The organism is Halopenitus malekzadehii, assembly GCF_900108505.1.
Taxonomy (GTDB): domain Archaea; phylum Halobacteriota; class Halobacteria; order Halobacteriales; family Haloferacaceae; genus Halopenitus; species Halopenitus malekzadehii.
In genome coordinates, this window is sequence record NZ_FNWU01000003.1 from 292,833 (window position 1) to 308,520 (window position 15,688).

Below are 15,688 nucleotides of genomic sequence, written 5' to 3' on the forward strand. Positions count from 1 at the left end.
TCGCAGTCGTCCGGTTTCGGGTCTGATTCATCCTCTCGCCGCCGGACGGAAACGCTTACTCGCCGGGGCCCCGGATCCGGAGTCAATGACCACTGATTCGAACGCGGACACGACCACCGCCGGTTCGGCCGCCTTCTTCGACCGGCTGGCCGATCGCATCGCCGCCGTCGACAGCGTCGTCTCCGTCGGTCTCGACCCGGATCCGAACCGGATTCCGGCGTTCCTGACCGACACGGACCTTCCGCGCTGGGCGTTCAACCGGCGGATCATCGACGCGACCCACGAACACGCGGCCTGTTACAAGCCGAACGCCGCCTTCTACGAGGATCCGGACGGCTGGCGCGCGCTGCGCGAGACCATCGCGTACGCGCACGGGAAGGACGTTCCCGTCCTGCTCGACGCCAAGCGTGCCGACATCGGGAACACGGCGCGCCGGTACGCGAGCGCGCTCGATGACACGGACGGGCTGGGTGTGGACGCGATCACGGTCAATCCGTATATGGGCCGCGACTCCCTGCAGCCGTTCCTCGACCACGCGGATGCGGGCGTCTTCGTGCTCTGTCGGACGTCGAACCCCGGCGGGAGCGACCTCCAGGACCTCGAACTCGCCTCCGGCGAGCCCGTCTACGAGCGGATCGCCGCCCTGGCGGACCTGTGGAACGACCACGGCAACGTGGGGCTCGTCGTCGGCGCAACCGTGCCCGCGGAGCTCGAGACCCTCCGCGAGTCGGTCCCTGATCTGCCGTTCCTGGTTCCCGGCGTCGGCGCGCAGGGCGGCGACGCCGAGGCGGCGGTCGAACACGGCCTCGCCGCCAGGCCCGGTCACGACGTCGACGTCGGCCTCGTCAACTCCTCGCGCGGGATCATCTTCGCCGGGGAGGACGCCGGCGGTACCGGTGGAGGCATCGGCGCCGGCGGAGCGGACCGCCCCGACGAGGAGGCGGCGTACTTCCGGGCGGCCGGCGAGTCGGCCAAGCGCCTCAAGCGCCGGCTGAACCGGCATCGGTGATCCCGATGCGCCAGTTCGTCGTCGTCGCCCACGAGCTCGATCCGGCCGCCGACGTGTCGCTCGACGACCTCCCCGGGACCGGCCGGCTCGACCTGCTGTGTCGATGCGTGGGCGCGGCGGTGTTCCTCTCCCACGGGATCCGCGACTCCGTTCGGGTGCACCTCGTCGTCGACGACGCCTACACGGTCCGGTTCGACGCGGACCGGCTGCGACACCTCCATCCCGACGAGCGCAACGTCGCTGCCCGGATCCGGGACGCCCTTGGGGATCGCGAGGATGCGATCGGTCACCAGCCCGCCGACGTCTCGCCGGGCGTGGAGATCTATCGGATGGGGGTCGAGGCGACCCTCGATCGACTCGCCCGCGAGGGCTCGATCGTGCAGCTGCACGAGGACGGCACGCCCCTTGCCGACGACTTGCCGCCGGCCGATCCCGTGTTCATCCTGTCGGACCACCGCGATTTCACCGACGCCGAGCGAGCGGTGCTCGCCGACCACGCGGACAGCCGGGTTCGGCTGGGTCCGGAGACGCTGCACGCCGACCACGCGATCACGGTCGCGCACAACTGGCTCGACACGGACGGCTATGAATCCTACTGACCCCGAAGCTGACGATTCCGATGTCGAAGCCGGTGACGTTCCCGACGGTCGCGTCGACCTCCGAACCGGTGAGTTCGACGTCCTCGTCCGTGGCGTCGACGTCGATCCCGAAACGCGATGTGTACACTACCGGAGTGACGTCGACGTCGCCGCCTTCCGGTTCGCGTGCTGTGACGCGTACTTCCCGTGTTTCCGGTGTCACGAGGAGACCACTGACCACGACGCGGTCCCGTGGCCCCGCGATCGGTTCGACGATCCGGCGGTGCTCTGTGGCGTCTGCGGCGAGACGCTGTCGCCGACCGCGTATCTCGCGGCCGCCGACGCCTGCCCGTCCTGTGGCGCCGCGTTCAATCCCGGCTGTCGCGCCCATTACGATCGATACTTCGAGATCTGAACCCGTCGAGCTCCCAGCGACTCGACGTTGCAAGTCCGCCGTCCCTTGGCGAATATGCGGGACTCCGCCACGGTCTGTGGCGGTTCGGAAGCGTTAAAGGAACGACTGACGTTACTCCGAATGCGGGCCGGTGGGGTAGCTTGGTATCCTTCGGCCTTCGGGTGGCCGTAACCGCGATTCGAATTCGCGCCGGCCCACTTCTCCCGCAATTCGACTCCGGATAGCGATGTTCTCGGGCCTTCGGGTGGTCGTAACCGCGTTCTCGCGAGTGGAACGAGCGAGGGCTTGCGGAGCTTCGTTCCGCGGTGAGTGCGAAATTTTGCTCCTCCGGTCGCCAAGATTGATACAGCCACGTCCCGACCGTGCAACCGATCGACGATCGAATGGCTGACCACACCACGCGACCCCGCTCGGCGATCGCCCGCCTCGACCAGCTGACGGACTATTTTGACGCTCGTCGGTCCGCCGTCTGGACCGCGGCGGTGGGCCTGTTCGTCGTCGGCGATCTCCTCACGACCGGCGTCGGGGTGCGGTACGGGTCGATCGTCGAGGCGGGACCGGTGGCGGCGCCGCTGCTTTCCGCACACGGGTTCTGGATGATGCTTCCGTTGAAGGCCGCGGCCCTCGCGATCGGGGCCGGACTCTACGCGACCGTGCCCCGGCCGTACGACGTCGGCGCGCCGCTCGGCCTGGCCGCAGTCGGCGTGATCGTCGTGGGATGGAACCTCGTGATGATCGCGTTGACGATCGCGTGAGGGGGACGGATACCGGCGATCGTCGGGGTGACTGCGTCCCGACCGGGCCCGTCACTCCGCAGGCGATCCTGTATCCGCCACCACGAGGTGCTCCCAGATGAACTCGATGACTGCCCAGGCGACGAGCCAGGCGAACGCCAGGACGAACGCGATCACCGTCGTCGACAGCCCCCCGAACGGTTGAGCCAGATCCAACAGCATCGGCAGCGCGAGGAGGACGGCGATCACCGCCGTGGCGCCGCCGAGCAGACAACAGAGAGACGTCGACGGCGAGTCACTGCGCGTCGGCGCGTCCGCGACGCTCGGCGTGCTCCGGTCGTGGCCCTCCGTCCCCGTCCTGTGTGGTGTGGACATACATAGCACTCCCGGCTAAAAGTATGTAATCGATCGTTATAAATATGCTCCACGGACGCGTCTCGCGGCGCTCCAACTGCGATGCCGGATGCACCCCATCTCCATTCGTGGCTCACGATGGACGTGGATGACGGACTGCCGGCTGCCGTTCGCTGTGGGGTGTCGAAGAAGTGGGTTGGGGCGAATTTGAATCGCCGGCCTCCTCCATGTCAAGGAGGTGTCATAACCAGACTAGACCACCAACCCGTCCGTGGCTCGTCCGGCGCATTTCGTGATACCCTGGGGACGTAATTGAACCTTTCGAATCGGGGACGGCGGCGGTGGCGGTCGCGGCGGTGGGCCGTCCCGCGCGTCGGTACTGCTCCGTCCGTCCCGCTACTCATCCGGTCCGTCTCCGTCCCCACTCGTCAGGTCTCGTCGCCACTCGTCCGGTTCAAGTGGCTCGACGGCCACCGCCACGTATGACCGACGGTCCCGATCGTGTCGATCGCTTCGACCGCTCCGCCCGCGCCGCTCGTCTCGACGACTACCTGAACGCCCACGGCCTCGAGGCCGTCTGGTTCGCGCGACCGAACGGCTTCGCCTGGCTCATCGGCGGTTCGAACGTCGTCGATCGTGGGGCCGAAGTCGGCGTCGCGGCGGTGGGATACGACGGCGAGTTTCGCGTAATCGCCTCCGCCGACGCAGCGGACCGGATCCGCGAGGAGGAGGTCCCAGACGACGTCCCGGTCGAGTCGGTCCCCTGGCACGAGGACTCGCTGCTGGCCGCCATCGCGGACCGGTCGCCGATGCCCGCCGCGCTCGACGTCGACGCCGCGGGGTTCGAGGACGTCGACGCCTCGCGGCTCCGGCAGCCCCTCATCGATGACGACGTCGAGCGGTACCGGGAGCTCGGTCGCGAGGCCGCCGCCGCGGTCGAGACGGTCTGCCGACAGCTCGAACCGACCGACCCCGAGTACGAGGTCGCCGCCGCCATCGAGATCGCCCTGGCCGCACGCGACGTCTCCACGCCGGTCCTGCTCGTCGGTGGGGACGACCGCGCCTCGCGCTTCCGGAGTCCCACCCCGGGCGACGCGGAACTGGGCGAGTACGCGATCGTCTCCGTTACCGCCGAACGCGCGGGGCTCCACGCGTCGCTCACGCGCACGGTCGTCTTCGACCCGCCGGCGTGGCTCCGGGATCGACACCGTGCGGCCGCCCGGATCGAGGCGACGGCGATCGCCGCTACGGAGGTCGCGGTCGGGAGATCGGAGGCTGCGGTCGACGATTCGGAGGCTGCGGTCGACGGATCGGCTGTCACGGCCGGCGACTCGAACCGGATCACGGACGCCGGCGACGTGTTTGCGGCGATCCGGGACGCCTACGACGCGGTCGGTCACCCTGACGAGTGGCGCGCGCACCACCAGGGCGGTGCGGCGGGATTCGACGTCCGTGAGTGGATCGCACGCCCCGAGGCCACCGATCCGGTGACCGCGCCGATGGGATACGCCTGGAACCCGACCGTCGCGGGCGCGCGCAGCGAGGACACCTACCTCGTCGCCGGCGACCGCACCGAGATCCTCACGAAGACCGGCCGCTGGCCGACTCTCGAGGTGGAATCCGTCGACGTTGACGGCGTTCGGCAGCGCCGGTACGACCGCCACGCACCGGTCGTGCTCTCGGAGGAGTGACCCGGAACCGACTCGTGATCCTCCCGCAGCGTGAACCGAATCCAGAAAGGTTTTGTAGGATACCGGTTCTACCTACGCCCAATGAGCGCGGATGCCCGCCGTGACGCTCGACTCTTCCGAGAGCGGCGAGCCCCGCGACCGCGACGACGACCGGCCCTTTGAGGCCGATATTACCTACCCCCCCATCGTCGTCACGCATCGTTCCTTCGTCCACAACGTCCAGTTTTCGGTCGGTTAGCGTCCGCCAGACCATTTTATTACAATTCTAAAACCGCTGAATTTAAGGGTCTAAGGGGCCCAGCACACGGTAATGACACGTGTGGCACTCGCGTTTAGCGGGGGACTCGACACCACGGTCTGTGTACCACTGCTCGAGGAGGAATACGGATACGACGAGGTCATCGGCGTCACCGTCGACGTCGGTCAACCCGAATCGGAGTTCGAAGAGGCCGAGGAGACCGCCGAGGCGCTCGGGCTCGATCTCCACGTCGTCGACGCCAAAGCGGAGTTCGCAGACCTCTGTTTCGACGCGGTCCGCGCCAACGCGACCTACCAGGGCTATCCCCTGGGGACCGCGCTCGCGCGCCCCGTCATCGCCGAGGCGATCCTCGAGGTCGCCCTCGAGGAGGACTGTGACGCCGTCGCGCACGGATGTACCGGCAAGGGCAACGACCAGCTGCGGTTCGAGGCCGTCTGGCGCGGCTCGGATCTGGAAGTGATCGCGCCCGTGCGTGAGCTGGGGCTCACCCGCGAGTGGGAAATTGACTATGCCGCCGAGAAGGATCTGCCCGTCGAAGCCGGCGACGGCGGCGTCTGGTCGATCGACACGAACATCTGGTCGCGCGCGGTCGAGGGCGGCGAGCTCGAGAACCCCGATTACGTCCCGCCGGAGGACATCTACGAGTGGACCGCCGAGCCCGAGGGCGAGACGACCATCGAGGTGACCTTCGAGGAGGGCGTTCCCGTCGCCGTCGACGGCGAGGAGATGGGCCCCGTCGAGCTCATTCAACACCTCAACGAGTACGCGGGCGGCTACGGCGTCGGCCGCACCGACGTGATGGAGGACCGGATGCTCGGCCTGAAGGTGCGCGAGAACTACGAGCATCCCGCCGCGACCGTGCTCCTCACCGCCCACTCGGCACTCGAGGACCTCGTGTTGACGAAGGGCGAGCGCTCGTTCAAGACGGGCATCGAACAGGAATGGTCCGAGAAAGCCTACCAGGGGCTCGTTTTTGCACCCCTGATGAACGCACTCGACGCGTTCATCGCCGAGACGCAGGACGTCGTCACCGGCAGCGCCACGGTGAAGGTGTCCGGTGGCAACTGCCGCGTCGTCGCCCGCGACAGCGAGTACGCGGTCTACTCCGAGGAGATGGCCTCGTTCAACACCGCCGACGTGGCCGGCATCGCCCAGGAGGACGCCACCGGCGTCGCCAAGTACCACGGCCTCCAGGAGCGCCTCGCGAACGCGGTCTCCGAGGACGTCTCCGACCGCGAACTCGCTGCTGACGGTGCCGGGGCGGACGACGCGGAAGGAACCGACGGCGTCACCACCGACACCGACGAGTAGACCGATGTCCGACGGAACCCCCGCCGAGACGGCCGTTCGCCGCGACCGCTTCAGCGGCGGCCCCGCCCGTGGGTTCCTCTCGAGCCTCGCGGCCGACGAGGCGATCTTCGCGGCCGACCTCGCCGTCGATCGCGCGCACGTAGTAATGCTCGCCGAGCAGGGGATCATCGAGCCCGAGACGGCCGGGGAGATCCTCTCGGCGCTCGACGACGTCGAGGATGCGGATCACGACGCCCTCGCGGAGGGCGAGGACGTTCACGAGGCGATCGAGACGGCCGTCATCGACCGGATCGGCCCCGACGGCGGCCGGATGCACACCGCACGTTCGCGCAACGACGAGGTCGCGACCTGCATCCGGTACCGGCTCCGGGAGGACCTGCTGGCGGTTGCTGAGGCGACGGTCGCGTTCCGGGAGGTTCTTGCGGAGTCCGCGGCCGATCACGTCGAGACGACGATGCCCGGCTATACGCATCTCCAACCGGCCCAGCCCACGACCGTGGCTCACCACCTCCTGTCGTACGAGGCGGCCGTGGCTCGCGAGACGGACCGGTTGCTCGACGCCTACGACCGGACGAACCGGTCGCCGCTTGGCGCCGCGGCCTTCGCGGGCACGCCCTTCGCGATCGACCGCGACCGGAGCGCCGAGCTGCTGGGGTTCGACGGAGTCGTCCGGAACGCGATGGACGCGGTCTCCGCGCGGGACTTCCTGCTCGAGGCCGCCGCGTCGTTCGCCTCCCTGTCGGTGGCGCTGTCGGGGCTGGCCGAGGACCTGATCGTCTTCGCCAACAAGGGCTTCCTCGAACTCGACGACGACTACGCCTCGACCTCGTCGATCATGCCCCAGAAGAAGAACCCCGACACGCTCGAGCTGACGCGGGGTACTGCCGGCGAGGCAGTCGGCGAGTTGACCGGGGTGGCTACCGCACTAAAAGGGCTTCCAAGAGCGTATAATCGCGATCTCCAGCGCGTTCACCCCGGCGTCTTCGAGATCGCCAGCGTGGTCCGCGACGCGACCGACGTTGCGGGCGGCGCCGTCGCCACCGCGACGTGGAACGAGTCCGACCTCGCGGCCGCCGCCGGCGATGGCTTCTCGACGGCGACCGGGATCGCGGACCTACTGGCGATGGCGGGGCTCCCGTTCCGGTCGGCCCACGAGATCGTTGCACACGCCGCGTCGTCGATCGATGGCGCGGCCGACGCGGCAGCCGCGGCCGCAAAACTTGACGCGGCCGCCGAGGACGTGCTCGAGGAGTCGCTGTTCACGTACGTGAGCCGCGACGACGTGGAGCGCGCGCTCGATCCCGACGTCAGCGTCGCGAGCCGTGACTCCGCCGGCGGTCCCGCACCGGAAGCGGTCCGCAACGCGATCGCGGACGTCGACGCACGGATCGCGACGGACCGCGATCGCGTTGCGGACCGCCACGCCGCGCTCGACCGTGCTGCCGACCGGCTCCAGACGGAGGTGGCTACGTATGTCTGATCGACGTCCGGTTCCCGCATCCGTCGTGCGGCGAACGCGGCAGCCGTTTCCGCCGCGGCCGCCGCGATCGCCGCGGTCCCCGTGAGGGGACAATATAATTACGAAATCTGACACACGATTTCGAACAGCCGTCTTGACACGTTCTTCTTCCAATAGCCGTGGCTCCATATGTTGTTTTTTATCTGATAGGTCCGATGGATTTATGTATGGTCGACGATGACGTACGGGTACGACAATGACGCAAGCAGAATGTGTCGAGTGCGGGGCCGACGTGGACCTGTACGACGACCTGGAAGTGGGAGAGATAATCGACTGTGGCACCTGTGGCGCCGAGCTGGAGGTCATCGACGTTTCCCCGCCGGTCCTCGATCGAGCCCCGGAGCTCGAAGAGGACTGGGGGGAGTGAGATGCAGGTCGGCATCCTCTACTCCCGTATCCGAAAAGACGAGAAGCTCCTCCTTTCGGAGCTACGTGACCGCGACCACGAGGTCACGAAGATCGACGTTCGCAAGGAGCGGTTCGGACTCGACTCCACGACGGCCGACATCGAGAACCTCGACATCGTCGTGGATCGGTGTCTCGCGACGAGTCGATCGCTGTACGCAACGCAGTTCTTCGCGAGCTACGGCGTTCCCGTGATCAACGCGCCGGAGACCGCTGACGTCTGTGCCGACAAGGCGAAGAACTCGCTTGCGCTTGCGGATGCGGACATCCCCACGCCCGAGACCGAGGTCGCGTTCACCACGGACGCGGCCCTCGAGTCGATCGAGGAATTCGGCTATCCCTGCGTCCTCAAACCCGTCGTCGGTTCGTGGGGCCGACTGATGGCGAAGATCGACTCCCGGAACGCCGCGGAGGCGATTCTGGAGCATAAGGCAACGCTGGGCCACTACGAGCACAAGGTGTTCTACGTCCAGGAGTTCGTCGACAAGCCCGGCCGCGACATCCGCGTCGTGGCCGTCGACGGCGAGCCCATCGCCGCGATGACGCGGACGTCGGACCACTGGCTCACGAACGCCGCCAAGGGCGGTCACGCCGAGTCGTTCGACATCGACGACACGGCGCTGGACCTCGTCGAGCGCGCCTCCGAGGCGGTCGGCGGCGGCCTTCTCGGCATCGATCTGATGGAGGTCGGCGGCGCCGATTCCGGCGAATACACCGTCCACGAGGTGAACCACACCGTCGAGTTCAAGGCGCTCAACGACGCCGTCGACGTCGACGTTCCCGCGGCGGTCGTCGACTGGCTCGAGACGCGCGTCGCGAACGCGGAGGCCGACGAGGGAAATGAGCAGCGGACGGGAGTGACGGCGACGGTATGAGTGACGACGACGCCAGCTCGAACGACGCCACCTATACCGCCGGCGTCATCGGCGGAACCGGCTTTGCGGGCGGGGAGCTGCTCCGCCTGCTCGCTGGGCATCCCGAGTTCTCGGTCGTCCAGGCGACCTCCCGGTCGGCCGCGAACAAGACCGTCGGGTCGATACATCCGAACCTCCGATCGCTCGACCTCCGGTTTACCGAGCCGTCCGACCTCGAGTCGGTCGACGTGTTGTTCGCTGCGACGCCACACGGCGTCTCGATGGAGCAGATCGACGCGTACTTCGAAGCGGCGGACACCGTCGTCGACCTCTCGGCGGACTTCCGGCTGCCGAACGCGGAGCTGTACGACGAGTGGTACGAGGGCCACGACGCGCCCGAGTACCTCGAACGTGCTGAATACGCTCTGCCCGAGCTCAACCGCGAGAACCTCGCTGGGGCGGACCTCATCGCCGGCGGCGGCTGTAACGCCACCGCGACGATACTCGGGCTGAAACCCCTCGTCGACGAGGGGATACTCGGCCCCGAGACCGGCGAGGTCGTCGTCGACGTCAAGGTCGGCTCCTCGGAGGGCGGTGCCGGCGGCGGCGCGGCCTCCTCACACCCTGAACGGTCGGGGGTCGTCCGTCCGTACGCGCCGATCAGCCACCGCCACGAGGCGGAGATCGGCGCCTACCTCGGCCTCGACGTCTCCTTTACCGTCCATGCGGTGGATATGGTTCGTGGCGCCTCGGCGACGTGTCACGTCTTCCCCGACGGACCGGTCTCGAAGGGCGACCTGTGGGGCGCCTACCGCAGTGCCTACGAGGACGAACCGTTTATGCGGCTCGTCTCCGGCGGCAGCGGCGTCTACCGATACCCCGAACCGAAGGCCGTCGCCGGGACGAACGCCGGCGAGGTCGGGTTCGAACTCGACGCGAGCAACAAGCGCGTGGTCGTCTTCTCGGCGATCGACAATATGATGAAGGGATCGGCGGGACAGGCGGTCCACGCCGCGAACATCGCGCTCGGCCTCGAGGAGACGGCCGGGCTCGAGTTCCAGGGACTCCATCCGGTGGGATCGCCGTGAGCGCAGCCGAATCAACCGATCCGCCCGTCGTGGTCAAGGTTGGCGGCGCGAAGGCCGTCGACCCCGCGGGCGCGATCGGTGACGTCGCACGACTGGTCGCCGAAGGTCGCGAGGTCGTCGTCGTTCACGGCGGCTCGACCGCGGTCGACGGGATGCTCGACCGGCTCGGAATTGACCCCGAGTACGTCGAGTCGGCCTCCGGCGTCACCGGCCGGTTCACCGACGCGGAGACGATGGAGGTCTTCGAGATGGTGATGGCCGGCAAGCTCAACACCGAACTGGTCGCGTCGCTTCAGGAGGCGGACGTCGACGCGGTCGGTCTCTCCGGCGTCGACGGCGGCCTCCTCTCGGGGCCCCGTAAGTCCGCCGTTCGCGTGGTCGAGGACGGCAAGAAGAAGATCCGACGCGGCGACCACTCGGGCAAGCCCGAGTCGGTGAACGCGGCGCTGCTCGAGGAACTCACCGCCGACGGCTACGTCCCCGTCGTTTCTCCCCCGATGGCGGGTCAGGAACGTGACGGGGGCGTCACGCCCGTCAACACGGACGCCGACCGCGCCGCGGCCGCCATCGCCGGCGCGCTGGGCGCGGAGCTCGTCCTGTTGACCGACGTCTCCGGGGTCTACGCGGACCCCGATGACCCCACGACGCTGATCGACTCCGTCTCGACCCCCGTCGATCTCGAGGCGCTCGAATCCGCCGCGGAAGGGTTTATGGGCAAGAAGGTGATGGCCGCGGAGGAAGCCCTCTCGACGGGCTCCCCGCGCGTCGTCGTCGCCGACGCCAACGCTGCCGATCCGATCGTCGACGCTCTCGCCGGCGGCGGCACGCACGTGCACGCGAGCGCACTCGCGGACACGAATGAGGATGATAACGACGCACAGGTCGACGACGGTGCACAAGAGGACGCCACCACGGGGGGTGCCTGATGTCCGGGTTCGTCTTCTCCGAAAAACCGATCCCGATCGAATCGGGCGAGGGTGCAATACTGACCGCCGAGGACGGGACGGAGTACCTCGACTTCGGAGCGAGCTACGCCTGTACGCCGCTCGGCCACTCCCATCCCGCAGTCACCGAGGCGATCCAGGAGCAGGCGGCCGAACTCACCTACGTGCAGGCGTCGTATCCCGTTGGGACGCGTACGGAGACCTACGAGAAGCTCGCGGCGCTTGCCCCGGGCGATCTGGACAACGTCTGGTTGTGTAACTCCGGAACCGAGGCCAACGAGGCCGCGATGAAGTTCGCACGCGCAGCAACTGGCGACGAGAAGATCGTCGCCACCAAACGCGCCTTCCACGGGCGCACGCTTGGCGCGCTTGCGATGACCTGGAAGGGGAAGTACAAGGCGCCCTACGAGCCCCTTGCGGGAGGGATCGAGTTCGTCGAGTACGGCGACGCCGAGGCGCTCGCGGAGACGGTCGACGAGGACACCGCCGCGGTGTTCCTCGAACCCGTCCAGGGTGAGGGCGGGATCCACCCGGCCGCGGTGGAGTACCTCCAGCACGCCCGCGAGGTGACCGAGGACGCCGGCGCCGCGCTGGTCTTCGACGAGATCCAGACCGGCGTCGGCCGGACCGGGACGCTGTGGGCCTGCGAGCAGGCCGATGTCGTACCCGACGTCCTCACGACGGCGAAAGGGATCGCCAACGGGCTCCCGATGGGTGCGACCCTGTGTGCCGACTGGATCGCCGAGGACTACGGCGACCACGGCTCGACGTTCTCGGGCGGTCCGGTGGTCTGTGCCGCCGCGAACGCCACCCTCGAGACGGTCGTCGAGGAGGACCTGCCGGCCCACGCCGAAACGGTCGGCGACGACCTCCGTCGTCGGCTCGAGACGGCGGTCGATGACCACGACCTCCCGGTCCGCGACGTCCGCGGATCGGGGCTGATGGTCGGCATCGAAGTGAAACGCGGGGCCAACCGGATCCTTCGGGATCTGGCGGTCGATCAGGACGTCCTCGCGCTCCCCGCCGGTCGTTCGGTCGTCCGGCTGCTCCCGCCGCTGGTCGTCGACGAGCCCGAGGTCGAGCGGTTCGTCGATGCGTTCGTGGAGGTGCTCTCGGAGTGATGACAGGCTCCGAGGCGGCCGGGTCCGGCTCAGATCGGGACGAAAACGCCGATCACACGGTTGTCGCCGGCGGCGAGGGCCCGTATCCCGACGTCTGCGACACGCCGGCCCGTAAGCTGCTGTACGACATGGTCTCGATCCCCTCCCCGTCGGGCGAGGAGGCCGCCGCGGCCGAGCGGCTGCGTGCGTTCTTCGCCGCCAACGACCGGGAGGCGTGGATCGACGAGGTCGGCAACGTCCGTGCCCCTGCGGACGATGCCGTCCTCCTGACCTCCCACATCGACACCGTTCCGGGCGACATCCCCGTCGAGGTGACGTCCGCCGACGAGGATGCGTACGACCTCGATGCCCTGGCCGAGGCGGACGGCGACGTGGTTCCCGACGACGCGCTGTGGGGCCGCGGCTCCGTCGACGCGACCGGTCCGCTCGTCTCGATGGCGATCGCCGCCGTTCGGACCGGCGTCTCGTTCGTCGGCGTCGTCCGCGAGGAGACCGACTCCCGGGGCGCGCGCCACCTCGTCGAGGACCGCTCCGACACGCCGGAGGCGGTCGTCAACGGCGAGCCCTCGGGCTGGAACGGGGTCACCTTGGGGTATCGGGGATTCCTCGCCGGAACCTACGTCAACACGAGCGAATCCGGCCACTCCTCGCGCCCCGAGCCGAACGCTATCCAACACGCGATCGGCTGGTGGGCCGGCGTCGAGGACGCCTTCGCCCCCGAGGACTCCGACACGCCGGTCTTCGAGCAGGTGACGACGAAACCCGTCTCCTTCGACGGCGGCCTCACCGAGGACGGACTGGCCGTCGAGGCGACTGCCGAGGTCCAACTCCGCGTTCCACCCTCGCGCACCGTCGACGAGGTTCACGAGATCGCCGAAGGGCAGTTGACAACCGGAACCGTTCACTGGAAGGAACCGATCCCGCCGGTGATGAAGAGCCCACGGACCCCGCTGGCGCGGGCGTTCCGCGTCGCGATCCGTGGTGCTGGCGGCGACGTCAGGCTTCTCCGAAAGACCGGCACCAGCGATATGAACCTGTTCGCGGCCGCCTGGGACTGCCCGATGGTTACCTACGGTTCCGGGAACTCCGATCTCGACCACGCGCCCAACGAACACGTCCCTCTCGCGGAGCTTGACCGCGCCGTCGACGTTCTCACCGCGGTCTGCCGCGACCGACGATAACGAGATTCTTCGCGTTCGATCCACTACAGACACCACTCCACCGATGGCACTCGAAACCACAGACTTCCTCGACATCGACGACCTCACGCCGGCGGAACTCGACCGCGTGCTCGAGCGCGCGTCCGCGATGAAGGCCGGCGAGGACGCCGCACAGCTGCCGAACCAGACGCTTGCGATGATCTTCGAAAAACCATCGACGCGAACGCGCGTCTCCTTCGAGACCGGACTGACCGACCTCGGGGGCCACGCGATGTTTCTCGGTCCCGACGACATCCAGCTCGGCCACGGCGAGCCGCTCCGGGACACCGCCCGAGTGCTCGGCCGGTATACCGACGGCGTGATGGCCCGGCTGTTCGATCACGAGGACGTCGAGATCCTCGCCGAGTACGCCGACTGTCCGGTGATAAACGGGCTCACCGACCAGGCTCACCCCTGTCAGACGCTCGCGGACCTGTTGACGATCCGTGAACACGCCGGCGAGGACGTCCGGGTCGCGTGGGTCGGCGACGGGAACAACGTCGGCCAGTCGTTCGTCGTCGGTGCCGCGATGGCCGGGATCGACGTGACGGTCGCCACCCCGGCCGAATACGCGATGGACGAGGCGATCTTCGACCGTGCCGCCGACTTCGGGGCCGACCCGACGGTGACGACCGACCCGGCGGCCGCGGTCGCCGACGCGGACGTCGTCTACACCGACGTGTGGATCTCGATGGGTCAAGAGGATGAACGGGAGCGAAAGCTTGCGGCGTTCGATGGTTTCCAGGTGAACGAGGAGCTGCTCGCCGGTAGCGACGCCGCGGTGATGCATTGTCTGCCGGCCCACCGTGGCGAGGAGATCACGAACGCGGTGCTCGAGTCCGAGCGCGCGCTCGCGTGGGACCAGGCCGAAAACCGGCTTCACGCACAGAAGGCGCTCCTCGTCGAGCTGTTAGAATAGTTACTCACGTCGCGGGTCTCGCCCTCTCCCGTCGAATACCCTCCCGCCGTCTCAGAAATCGTGCTCGAGGTCTTCGGGGTCCGAATCGGCCTTCTGGATGATTATCTTCCCGTCGCGGACGCGAACGAACACTTCATCGCCGATCTCCATTCCGGCAACCGCGAGTTCGTCCTCGTGAAGGTTCACGTGGACGTTGTGGTATTCCCCATCCTCGTCTTTGGTCCCACTCGGACTGAGCTTCTTCTTGCGAACCATCGGCGGGTTTCTGCGTGGGACTTCACCGTACGAGATACATAAGTGTTGTTTCCCCCGCTGCGACCGGCCGCTTCGCGTCCACGCGTTCGTGACTTCGTCGAACGATCCATCTCGCCGACCCGCCGTCGATGGTGACGCCGTCGACGGTGATGTGACCGCGCGCCAGCGTTTGACCCGCCGTTCGTCGGCCGATCGACGGATTTTGTGCCGATATCGACTCGGTCTCACTCGCGGATCCCCCCGATCGACGGCCACATCGCCGCTTGATGCCACTCTCACCCCCCGATCCCCCGGTATATTTATAATAGATTGTGTGCTGGGTTGCCATGGAGGTCAACAACCTATGGTACGTGACGACGGCAAGCGGAACTTCGCGCTGCGAGAGGGGAACGGATCGGAGCCGAGCGTCTTCTCGGGGAACACACCGCGGCAGGCCGCGCTGAAGGCTGCCCGGCGGATCGAGCCGGCTTCCTCGGAATCGGCAGCCGATCGGAAGGAACTCCGGCTCCGGGAGAAAGGGACCGACAAGGTCCACGTGTATGAGGGCTGGGCCTGGGAGGAGGAGCCGCCCGAGAACAGTCCCGACTGGCTCGAGGACCAGGACACGATCACGGAAGCGAACGTCTCGAAACAGGGCATCAAACACCTCGACGAGGAGTAGCCTCACACAGCTTCAGTGCCCGCAGCTCCGGTTTTCGACGCCTTATTGGTCACCGCGTGCCCATCCGCAGCTGCACGGCTTTCACCCGGTTGGACGACCCGTGTCAGCGGCGGATGATCCTCCGGCCTCCGGCCGTGATACATTCTTCGGGCCGATCGTCGATCGACCAGCGCCGCCGTTTGCGTCGCCGCCGACGGGAACGGATCGGTGTGCGGATCGAGGCGGGTCCAGGGTGATCGACGGTTCGCTCCGCACCGGGGTGTGTGAACGCCGACCTATGGAACCGGGTGACGCGGCGCCGATCGAACGACGGCGTTAAGTAATCACCACTCCTCGACAGAAATGCAACGGACGCCCCATCCGCGGGGCGCT

General features: G+C 67.7%; 17 protein-coding genes and 2 tRNA genes. 16 read left to right on the plus strand and 3 right to left on the minus strand.

What is annotated here, in order from left to right:
- Window positions 1-85: 85 nt before the first annotated feature.
- The 5 genes from pyrF to BLW38_RS08620 all read left to right on the plus strand — a co-directional run bounded on the left by pyrF (window position 86) and on the right by BLW38_RS08620 (window position 2,757).
- A complete protein-coding gene (gene pyrF / locus BLW38_RS08600; RefSeq protein WP_092816830.1) occupies window positions 86-1,009 on the plus strand; it encodes an orotidine-5'-phosphate decarboxylase in 924 nt (307 codons plus the stop codon).
- 5 nt (window positions 1,010-1,014) lie between these two features.
- Window positions 1,015-1,608 carry a tRNA (pseudouridine(54)-N(1))-methyltransferase TrmY gene (gene trmY, locus BLW38_RS08605; protein ID WP_092816869.1) on the plus strand — a complete coding sequence of 198 codons (594 nt, stop codon included), beginning with the start codon at window positions 1,015-1,017 and terminating at the stop codon, window positions 1,606-1,608.
- Window positions 1,595-2,002, plus strand: coding sequence for a CHY zinc finger protein (locus tag BLW38_RS08610; protein WP_092816831.1), 408 nt, complete (start codon window positions 1,595-1,597; stop codon window positions 2,000-2,002). Before trmY ends, BLW38_RS08610 begins: the two co-directional genes overlap by 14 nt.
- 124 nt (window positions 2,003-2,126) lie before the next feature.
- Window positions 2,127-2,199, plus strand: a tRNA-Pro gene (locus BLW38_RS08615).
- A gap of 186 nt (window positions 2,200-2,385) precedes the next feature.
- On the plus strand, window positions 2,386-2,757 hold the full coding sequence (locus BLW38_RS08620) for a hypothetical protein (protein WP_092816832.1): 372 nt from the start codon (window positions 2,386-2,388) through the stop codon (window positions 2,755-2,757).
- Between the two features lie 51 nt (window positions 2,758-2,808).
- Here the strand turns inward: BLW38_RS08620 and BLW38_RS08625 are convergent, their stop codons facing one another.
- Together BLW38_RS08625 and BLW38_RS08630 are read right to left on the minus strand one after the other, a co-directional pair.
- Window positions 2,809-3,111 carry a hypothetical protein gene (locus BLW38_RS08625; protein WP_092816833.1) on the minus strand — a complete coding sequence of 101 codons (303 nt, stop codon included), beginning with the start codon at window positions 3,109-3,111 and terminating at the stop codon, window positions 2,809-2,811.
- 171 nt (window positions 3,112-3,282) lie between these two features.
- Window positions 3,283-3,357 (minus strand) — tRNA-Val (locus BLW38_RS08630).
- 215 nt (window positions 3,358-3,572) lie between these two features.
- On the opposite strand from BLW38_RS08630, the gene BLW38_RS08635 reads away from it, so the two are divergent.
- The 10 genes from BLW38_RS08635 to argF all read left to right on the plus strand — a co-directional run bounded on the left by BLW38_RS08635 (window position 3,573) and on the right by argF (window position 14,400).
- Entirely contained in the window at window positions 3,573-4,781 is a 1,209-nt protein-coding gene (locus tag BLW38_RS08635; RefSeq protein ID WP_092816834.1) for a M24 family metallopeptidase, read from the plus strand.
- A 310-nt stretch (window positions 4,782-5,091) separates the two neighbouring features.
- Window positions 5,092-6,351 carry an argininosuccinate synthase gene (locus tag BLW38_RS08640; protein ID WP_092816835.1) on the plus strand — a complete coding sequence of 420 codons (1,260 nt, stop codon included), beginning with the start codon at window positions 5,092-5,094 and terminating at the stop codon, window positions 6,349-6,351.
- 4 nt (window positions 6,352-6,355) lie between these two features.
- Complete coding sequence (gene argH / locus BLW38_RS08645) at window positions 6,356-7,831, plus strand: argininosuccinate lyase (RefSeq protein WP_092816836.1); 1,476 nt, start codon at window positions 6,356-6,358, stop codon at window positions 7,829-7,831.
- A gap of 235 nt (window positions 7,832-8,066) precedes the next feature.
- Window positions 8,067-8,237, plus strand: a complete 171-nt coding sequence (gene lysW / locus BLW38_RS08650) for a lysine biosynthesis protein LysW (RefSeq protein WP_021074634.1) — start codon at window positions 8,067-8,069, stop codon at window positions 8,235-8,237.
- 1 nt (window position 8,238) lies between these two features.
- Window positions 8,239-9,150 carry a lysine biosynthesis protein LysX gene (gene lysX, locus BLW38_RS08655; protein WP_092816837.1) on the plus strand — a complete coding sequence of 304 codons (912 nt, stop codon included), beginning with the start codon at window positions 8,239-8,241 and terminating at the stop codon, window positions 9,148-9,150.
- A complete protein-coding gene (gene argC / locus BLW38_RS08660; protein WP_092816838.1) occupies window positions 9,147-10,217 on the plus strand; it encodes an N-acetyl-gamma-glutamyl-phosphate reductase in 1,071 nt (356 codons plus the stop codon). The genes lysX and argC overlap by 4 nt, the downstream gene beginning before the upstream one ends.
- Complete coding sequence (locus BLW38_RS08665; RefSeq protein WP_092816839.1) at window positions 10,214-11,143, plus strand: acetylglutamate/acetylaminoadipate kinase; 930 nt, start codon at window positions 10,214-10,216, stop codon at window positions 11,141-11,143. Before argC ends, BLW38_RS08665 begins: the two co-directional genes overlap by 4 nt.
- Window positions 11,143-12,282, plus strand: coding sequence for an aspartate aminotransferase family protein (locus tag BLW38_RS08670; RefSeq protein WP_092816840.1), 1,140 nt, complete (start codon window positions 11,143-11,145; stop codon window positions 12,280-12,282). The genes BLW38_RS08665 and BLW38_RS08670 overlap by 1 nt, the downstream gene beginning before the upstream one ends.
- Window positions 12,282-13,463 carry a [LysW]-lysine hydrolase gene (locus tag BLW38_RS08675; protein WP_092816841.1) on the plus strand — a complete coding sequence of 394 codons (1,182 nt, stop codon included), beginning with the start codon at window positions 12,282-12,284 and terminating at the stop codon, window positions 13,461-13,463. Before BLW38_RS08670 ends, BLW38_RS08675 begins: the two co-directional genes overlap by 1 nt.
- A gap of 43 nt (window positions 13,464-13,506) precedes the next feature.
- Complete coding sequence (argF, locus tag BLW38_RS08680; RefSeq protein WP_092816842.1) at window positions 13,507-14,400, plus strand: ornithine carbamoyltransferase; 894 nt, start codon at window positions 13,507-13,509, stop codon at window positions 14,398-14,400.
- A 51-nt stretch (window positions 14,401-14,451) separates the two neighbouring features.
- Here the strand turns inward: argF and BLW38_RS08685 are convergent, their stop codons facing one another.
- Window positions 14,452-14,655 (minus strand): AbrB/MazE/SpoVT family DNA-binding domain-containing protein, encoded by a 204-nt coding sequence (locus BLW38_RS08685; RefSeq protein ID WP_092816843.1) that lies wholly within the window; start codon window positions 14,653-14,655, stop codon window positions 14,452-14,454.
- Between the two features lie 343 nt (window positions 14,656-14,998).
- Between BLW38_RS08685 and BLW38_RS08690 the strand changes: the two genes are divergently transcribed.
- Window positions 14,999-15,316 carry a non-histone chromosomal MC1 family protein gene (locus BLW38_RS08690; RefSeq protein ID WP_092816844.1) on the plus strand — a complete coding sequence of 106 codons (318 nt, stop codon included), beginning with the start codon at window positions 14,999-15,001 and terminating at the stop codon, window positions 15,314-15,316.
- Window positions 15,317-15,688 lie beyond the last annotated feature (372 nt).